The sequence below is a fragment of the Glycomyces dulcitolivorans genome (genome assembly GCF_003265355.1).
Taxonomy (GTDB): Bacteria; Actinomycetota; Actinomycetes; order Mycobacteriales; family Micromonosporaceae; genus Glycomyces; species Glycomyces dulcitolivorans.
Genome location: NZ_QFRW01000015.1, coordinates 25,018 through 31,212 on the forward strand (window position 1 = coordinate 25,018; position 6,195 = coordinate 31,212).

Below are 6,195 nucleotides of genomic sequence, written 5' to 3' on the forward strand. Positions count from 1 at the left end.
CCCGCGCACGATCACGCATGCCATGGGCGAGACCGAGATCCCTGCGAAGCCCGAGCGGGTGGTCGTGCTCGACTCCGGCGAGCTGGACGACGTGACCCTGCTGGGCATCGAGCCGGTCGGCGCGGTCGCCCCGCACTTCAAGACGTCCGGCGGCTTCCCCGACTACCTCGCGTCGATGACCGAGAACACTGTGGACGTCGGCCCGATGGAGGAGCCGGACCTGGAGGCGATCGCCGAGCTGGCGCCGGACCTGATCCTGTCGTCGAAGATCCGCCACGAGGCGATCTACGAGGACCTGTCGGCGATCGCGCCGACGGTGTTCACCGAGACCACCGGCGTCGCTTGGAAGGAGAACCTCGCCGTGCACGCCGAGGCCCTGGGCCTGGAGGACGAGGCGGCCGCCGCGCTGGAGGCGTACAAGTCCGAGGCCGCGGCCCTGGGCGCCTCGATCCAGGAGGCGTACGGCGAGATGCCCACGGTCTCGGTGGTGCGATTCCTGGCCGGGCCGACGCGCCTGTACCAGAAGGCGACGTTCTCGGGCGTGATCCTCGAAGACGTCGGGGTCGAGCGGCCCGAGTCGCAGGACGTGGACGACTTCGCGCTGGAAGTGGGTCCCGAGCAGATCGACCTCGCCGACGCCGACCTGGTGTTCGTCACCGTCGCGGACGATCCGGAGAACACCGAGCAGCAGGCCGTCCAGGACAGTCCCCTGTGGGCGGAGATGGAGGCCGTGCAGAACGGCAAGGTCTTCAACGTCGCCGACGAGATCTGGATGAGCGGCATCGGCATCCAGGCCGCCCGCCTGGTCCTGGCCGACATCGCCGACGCCGCGGGCGTCGAACTCCCCGCGGCGGAGTAACAGACCCCGGTGGGCCGCGCCTCCCTCGAACGGGGCGCGGCCCGCCGGACCTTCGGTGCCTACTTCAGGCCGTAGGAGCGGATCGTGGTGTGGGTGACCTCGGTGCCCCGGTCGTCGAGGGCGGTCATGCGGACCGAGACCCACTTGGCGCCGCGGGGGTGGGTGAGTTCGGCCGTGGCGGTGTCGCCGTCGCGGTCGATGTCCACGGACTTCCAGGTCGCGCCGTCGTCATAGGAGACCTCGAACGTCATGTCCTCGGCGTGCACGACCGGCCCGAATTCCAACGAGCGCAGGTCGAGGGTGATCTCCTGGCAGCCGCGCTTGGGCGCGTAGCCGCCCTCGATGGCGTCGGAGGTCAGCTGCACGACCGGCAGGACGATCTCGGCCATTTCGCCCTCGGCCACCGGGACGGAGTCGAAGCTCCACTCGGTGCTGAAGTCGGTCGCGAACACGCGCGAGTCGGAGGGGTCGCTGGCGTCGACGGTGAGCGTGTACCGGCCGGCGTCGCCTTCGGGCACCGCGCCGTAGAGCAGCTCCTGGTAGAAGTCGAGGCCGAACGCCTCCACGAGGACCTCGCCGTCGCGGCTGAGCGCGACGTCGCCCTTGTCGCCGGCGAAGACGATGCTCTCGTCATTGCCGCCGCCGACCCCGTAGACGTTGGCGCCCATGTAGTTCTGGCCGGCGTCGTCGAAGCGGAAGCCGTCGGAGACGCCCGCCGAGAGGCCGCCGCGGGGCATGACCCGCTCCGTCACGCCCGGTTCGAAGACCGCGCTGTAGTTGACGACGAAGCCGTCGACGAGGATGACGCCGTCGGGGGTCCGTGTGCCGGCGGCGAGGTCGTTGTTCCAGAGCACCTCCGGGTCGGCGGTGTAGTACATGGTGCGCTGCGACGGGACGGCCGTGGGGACGAGGATGCAGAAGCCCGAGCCGAGCCAGCCGTCGACGCGGTCGCCGTAGTCGCAGGTGTCGCCCTGCGCGGCGGGGTAGGCGGTGCCGAGGTCGCGGTAGTCGGTCTCGACCGCGGCGAGGTCCTCGTCGGCGACCGCGAACTCCGTGTCGTCGGGGTAGCCGCCCTGCTCGATGAAGGCGAGGTTGTAGACGTACGGGTAGCTCGCGGCCGTGGGGTCCGCGAGGACCGGCTGGTAGACGAAGTCGAGTTCGTAGTCCGGCAGGTCGGGCTCGGGCAGCAGGAACGCGTCGTCGCGCGGGCCGAGGAACAGGCCGACTCCGAGGGACTCAGCGCCCTTCGCACCGATGTTGAAGATGGCGTTCAGGACTTCGGCGTCGGGCTGCTCGACGTCGACGCCCACGGGGGCGGCGTCGGCGGCGTCGAGGACGAGCTCGGCGGGTCCGTCACCGACGGTCACGGGCGTCATGCCGAGGACCTGCTGACCGAAGGCGGCGTCGGTGGCGTCGGACCAGAATCCCGACACGATGACGTAGTCGCCCGGCGGGAGCGCGGTGCCGCCGGTGCCGTTCTCGTCGATCTCGATCTCGCCGGCGGCGCTGCCGTCGGCGGCGGACCACAGGATCCAGGCCCCGTCGGGGGCCTTGCCGTGGCGGTTGAGGAGGGTGAGGTCGAGCTTCTGGAGGTCCTCGGCGGCGGTGAGGTCGGCCGTCGAGGTGTCGGGGATCAGGCCGACGTAGTCCCGATCATCCAGTTCGGACTCGGGAGCGGCGGCCGCATCACTCTCGCCGGCGCGCAGGAGCGCGGAGACGTTGTACCGCCGCGCGTCCACCTCCCCGCTCTGAATCGCCTCCATCTGATCGGTCGGGACGACGATGACGTCCCCGGTCGGCGAGGGCGGGGTGAGGAAACTGACGTCCTCGCGCCCCGCCGCCGGTTCGATCGCGTTGGTGCCGTTCGGAAGCACGGTCACGCGATCGCCGGTCGGAAGCGTGACCGTCGACGGCGCGGCGGCGTCTTCGACCGCGGGCGCCGGGTCCTCGGCGTGCGCGACGGCGATGCCCGCGAACACGGAACCGGTCAGCACCGCCGCGGCGGCGACCGCCGATCCGGTGCGCTTGAGTTGTCGCATAAGGAGATCCTTCTGCTGGACTCGAACGGGCCGGACGACCCGTTCCCGTCCAAGACGCAGCCTCAGTCCGCGAGGGTTGCGTCCCCTTCGCGGCAATCGCTCATCGCAGGACGGCCGCCAGGAGGTCGGGGCCGAGGGCGGTCAGGTCGGGGATGTTGAGGGTGTAGCGGACGAAGCGGCCGTGGCGCTGGGAGGTGAGGAGGCCGGCGCGGCGGAGGACGGCGAGGTGGCGGGAGACCTCGGGGGGTGTGAGCTCCCAGGCGTGGGCGAGTTCGCCGGTGGTGTGGGGGCCGCGGGCGAGGGTGCGGAGGAGGCGGAGGCGGACCGGGTGGGCGAGGGCCTCCAGGCGGAGGGTGACCGTCTCCAGCGAGACGGGCGCGGGCGAGTCCGGTTCGGCGACGGGGTATTGCACGACCGGCTGCCAGCCGCGGGCGTAGACCGCGACCAGGTGCGGGCGGCCGAAGACGCTGGGCAGGAACGTGACTCCGGTGCCGTTCGCGGTGGTCGCGCTGTCCTGCAACTTGTCCACGACGATGGCGTCGCCTTCCGGGGCCAGGGCGACCGCGCCGGAGACCGAGGCGAGGGCCGCGCCGACGCCGCGGCGCTTGAGCAGGTCGTGCTTGAGGCGCCGGTCGCCGGCGAGGCGCACTGCGACGTCGGCCCAGGCGTCGTCGAAGAAGGCTTCGGCGCACTGTTCGAGGGTGTCGCGGACCCGCGCCCGCACGGAGGCGGGGTCGGCGAGGAGGCGTTCGGCGAAGGCCTCCTGGACCGCGCCGCGGGCCTGGGCGAGGCCCAGGGCCCGGTCGCGGGCGGCCGCGTCGACCAGGGGCGAGGCGGCGCCGAAGTGGATGCGGTTGCTGCCGCAGGTGGTGACGAGGGCGGCGGTCGCGTAGGCCTCGTCGTCGATCCGGTCGACATCGTCGAGCTCCTCGGCGAGGGTCGGCCGGGGGCGGGCCGGGACCAGGAAGTCGGCCCGTGAAGAGCGCCAGAGGAACTCGGCCTCCTTGAGGCGCTCGGCCAGCTCGGGGCGCAGCCCGGCCCAGACGTCCGCGGCCCAGCCCGCGAGCTGCGGGTGGTGCGCGGGCTCGGCGAGCACGTGCAGCATCGCGGTCAGCTCGGCCAGCGGGGAGACCGAGAACCGCAGCCGCTCCGGCGGCAGTCCGCCGATGTCGATCCTCAACGCCATGCCCGTATTCTCGGCGATCCGGAAACCGGCGACGGCGTCGGTTGACGAACACCGTCAATCGACGCGGTGCGCGCGGCGTGCAAACGCACCTTTGACGCCATGTCGACCACCACCAAGCTCCGGCCGCGCGACCTCGTCCGCGCCTCCGGCGGCCCCCGCTACGCCGCGGCCCTGGCCGTGGACGCGCTCGGCACCGGCCTGCTGCGGCCGTTCCTGCTGCTCTACGGCGTGACCGTGCTGGGCCTGTCCGCCCCGGCCACCGGCGTCGCGATGACGATCGGCATCGTCGCGGCCCTGGCGTGCACGCCCGCGGTCGGATGGTGGCTGGACCGGGGCGCGCGCAGCACGGTCGTCGCGGCGTCGATGCTGGTGCGGGTCCTCGGCGTGGCGCTGCTGCTGGCCGCCCCGGCGGGGAACGTCTGGATGTTCACGGCCGCGGCGCTGTTCCTCGGTATCGGCAACCAGGCCTGGCCCGCGGCCCACGCGGCCCTGGTCGCCACGGTCGCCCACGGCCGCGACCGGGACGCCGCCCTCGCGACGAGCCGGGCTCTGCGCAACGCGGGCATGGGCGCGGGCGCGCTCCTCGCGATCGCGTTCCTCGCCGGAGGCGCCGCCGCGATGCAGGCGCTGGCGGCCGTCACCGGGCTCGCCTACCTCGCGGCGGCGGCCCTGACGTGGTCGGTCCACTTGCGAGCGGACCCGGCCGGTGTTCAAGGCGGGGAACCTACCGAGGGGCCGGCACCCCGGATGGGGACGCTGTTGGCGGCGAACGTCGTGTACTCGTTCTGCCTCAACGTCCCCGAGATCGCGCTCCCGTTGATCCTGGTGACCCACCTGGACGCCTCCCCGGTGTGGTCGGCGGTCGTCTTCGTGGCGAACACGGTCCTGGTGGTGACCTTGCAGATCCCGGTCACGGTCTTCATGTCGCGCTACTCCCGCGAAGCCGTGCTCGCGTTCGGCGGCATCGTCCTCAGCGCGTCCTACCTCGGCTTCCTCGCGGCCACCGTCCTCGGCCACGGCTGGGCGGCACCGGCCGTCGCGCTGGTGTCCGTGGCCTGCACCCTCGGCGAGATCCTCTACGCGGGCAGCTCGACCGCGCTCGTCACGGCGCTGGCCCCGCCCCGCGCGATGGGGCGCGCGCTCGCGCGCTTCCAGCTCTCCACGGGCCTGGGCCTGGCCGTCTCGCCCGCGGTCATCACCGCGCTCGCCGCCCTCGGCCCGGCCGCCCTGTGGGGCGGCCTGACAGCGGCGACGCTCGTGTCCGCGGGCGCCGTGGCGCCGAAGCGCCGCGTCAGTGGACGGGGTCGATGAAGTAGACCGAGCTGGTGCCCCAGTCGCACACGGCCAGGCGCCCGTCCGGTGCGACGGTGATGCCGGTGGGGCTGTCGAAGCCGTCGGCGACGGTGGTGCGGGTGCCGTCCGGCTCGATCATCTCCACTGTGGAGCCGCCGTAGTCGACGACGTAGACCGCGTCGCCGCCCGCGGGGGCGATGCCGGGGCCGGGGCTGGCGAGGTCGGTGTTGACGTGCTCGGCCTCGGTCCCGCCGGAGACGAGGGAGACGCCGCCGTTGATGTTGCTGACCATGAGGTCGCCGTTGTCGAGTTCCACTGCGCCGACCGGGGTCTGGAGCCCGGTCGCGACGGTGCGCGTGGTCCCTTCCGCGTCGGCGGCGAGGATCTCGTCGGTCTGGCGGTTGGCGATCAGGAGCTCCCCGGCGGCGTTGAACGACAGGCCCGCGGGGGTCGCGAGGCCGTCGACGAAGACCTCCGGCTCGCCGTCCTCGCTGAAGCGCCACACCACGTCGCCGCTGTAGGAGGCGGCGTAGACGGTGCCGTCGGCGCCGATCGCGAGTCCGGAGGGGCCGTTCAGGTCGCTCGCGAAGGTGCTGCGCTCGCCCTCGGCGGTGAACCGCTCGATGGTCCCGCCCGACCAGTTCGCGATGTACAGCGCGCCGTCGGCGTCGAAGGCCATGCCGACCGGCGACGACAGGCCGCCCCAGGCCGCTTCGCCGGGCCCTTGCAGGGAGCCGGGGTCGACACCGGACGGGTCCGGCTCGGCGGAGCAGGCGGCGGCCAGGAGCGCCGCGGCCGCCGGGGCGACCGCGAGGCGG

The 6,195-nt window shown here is 72.9% G+C and carries 5 protein-coding genes; 2 read left to right on the plus strand and 3 right to left on the minus strand.

The genetic code is table 11. The features are described 5' to 3' along the window. Positions 1-859: ABC transporter substrate-binding protein (locus tag DI269_RS00420; RefSeq protein ID WP_112133196.1), on the plus strand; the 859-nt coding region annotated here is incomplete at its 5' end. 59 nt (positions 860-918) lie between these two features. Here DI269_RS00420 and DI269_RS00425 read toward each other — a convergent pair. After that, the gene (locus tag DI269_RS00425) at positions 919-2,898 is read right to left on the minus strand and encodes a hypothetical protein (RefSeq protein ID WP_112133197.1); all 1,980 of its coding nucleotides are present in this window, start codon (positions 2,896-2,898) and stop codon (positions 919-921) included. A gap of 100 nt (positions 2,899-2,998) precedes the next feature. Then, positions 2,999-4,084, minus strand: a complete 1,086-nt coding sequence (locus DI269_RS00430; RefSeq protein ID WP_112133198.1) for a DUF5937 family protein — start codon at positions 4,082-4,084, stop codon at positions 2,999-3,001. Positions 4,085-4,183: 99 nt separating this feature from the next. On the opposite strand from DI269_RS00430, the gene DI269_RS00435 reads away from it, so the two are divergent. Next, the gene (locus DI269_RS00435) at positions 4,184-5,395 is read left to right on the plus strand and encodes an MFS transporter (protein ID WP_112133199.1); all 1,212 of its coding nucleotides are present in this window, start codon (positions 4,184-4,186) and stop codon (positions 5,393-5,395) included. On the opposite strand, the gene DI269_RS00440 is transcribed toward DI269_RS00435, so the two are convergent. Continuing rightward, the coding region (locus tag DI269_RS00440) for an NHL repeat-containing protein (protein WP_112133200.1) at positions 5,376-6,195 on the minus strand (820 nt) is incomplete at its 5' end. The two genes, DI269_RS00435 and DI269_RS00440, sit on opposite strands and share 20 nt — an antisense overlap.

Coding starts and splice junctions, on each gene's coding strand:
- DI269_RS00435 (WP_112133199.1), top strand. CDS start 4,184: ATGTCGACCACCACCAAGCTCCGGCCGCGCGACCTCGTCCGCGCCTCC.
- DI269_RS00425 (WP_112133197.1), bottom strand. CDS start 2,898: ATGCGACAACTCAAGCGCACCGGATCGGCGGTCGCCGCCGCGGCGGTG.
- DI269_RS00430 (WP_112133198.1), bottom strand. CDS start 4,084: ATGGCGTTGAGGATCGACATCGGCGGACTGCCGCCGGAGCGGCTGCGG.